The sequence below is a fragment of the Candidatus Aquicultor secundus genome (genome assembly GCF_002791875.1).
GTDB classification, from domain to species: domain Bacteria; phylum Actinomycetota; class Aquicultoria; order Aquicultorales; family Aquicultoraceae; genus Aquicultor_A; species Aquicultor_A secundus.
In genome coordinates this window covers 1-1,103 of sequence record NZ_PFNG01000261.1, presented here as the reverse complement: position 1 = coordinate 1,103, position 1,103 = coordinate 1, and the positions used below count along the sequence as shown (strand labels likewise).

Below are 1,103 nucleotides of genomic sequence, written 5' to 3'. Positions count from 1 at the left end.
CCAAAAAGCATGGTCTCAAAGTTATCGAGGACTGCGCCCAAGCGCACGGAGCAGTCTATAAAGGGCGGCCTGTCGGCTCGATGGGTGATGTAGCCGCCTTCTCGTTCTGTCAGGATAAGATTATCACTACCGGTGGAGAAGGCGGAATGCTTACCACCAATAATAAGGAACTATGGCAGAAAGCCTGGAGCTACAAGGACCACGGCAAAAGTTACGACGCAGTATACAACCGCGAACATCCTCAAGGTTTCCGTTGGCTTCATGAATCCTTTGGGACGAACTGGCGCATGACCGAGATGCAATCGGCAATTGGGCGGGTAGCACTCAAGAAATTACCGGATTGGGTTGAGGCTCGTCGCAGGCATGCCGATATACTAAATTCGCGCTTATCCCGGCTACCGGCACTTAGGATAACCACACCTCACGAGGGTTATTACCACTCCTACTACAAATACTACACGTTTATTCGCCCTGAGGCCTTAAAAAAAGGGTGGGATCGTGATAGGATTATGCTTGCGATTACCACCGAGGGCATCCCTTGCTCGACAGGAAGCTGCAGTGAGATATATCTTGAGAAGGCCTTTGATGGTGATGGGTTGCGCCCGGCAAAGCGTCTAAAAATAGCGAAAGAATTGGGCGAGACAAGCCTCATGTTTCTGGTTCATCCAACGCTGACCGATGCCGATATGGAGGACACTTGCCTGGCCGTCGAGAAGGTAGTAGCGAAGGCGTCACGGTAATTAATCAAGCACTGGGCGAAGGTAAAAGATTATGCGTATTCACGATACATGGAGTTGGCTTCTTGTTCTCGCGTGCCTGGTAGCTATTTTTTACTTCTCAAATCAAACCTTCCACGAGCAAGATCTACGACCGGGAATCCGAGAACATAAAACAGCCGTAGATGTAGTGCGGCATCTTCCTGAAGTAAAGTTTAACTATGGCGGTGACAATAAACCGGCGGACAACCGCACTGATCCAGTGGATTTCATTCATTTTTTTATACGCAAGGGGGCGCATATGGTGCTCTATGGTTTTTTGGGATTAGCGCTTGCTTTGGCGCTACGAAATACAGGCTTGCCTGATTGGCGCAGGTGGATGGTAGC

Annotated in this window: 2 protein-coding genes; both read left to right on the top strand. The window is 49.7% G+C overall.

Annotated features, from left to right (window positions below):
- Window positions 1–740: DegT/DnrJ/EryC1/StrS family aminotransferase (locus COY37_RS11165; RefSeq protein WP_286977601.1), on the top strand; the 740-nt coding region annotated here is incomplete at its 5' end.
- Between the two features lie 31 nt (window positions 741–771).
- Window positions 772–1,103 (top strand): VanZ family protein (locus tag COY37_RS11160; RefSeq protein ID WP_286977600.1); only part of this gene is annotated, 332 nt, incomplete at its 3' end.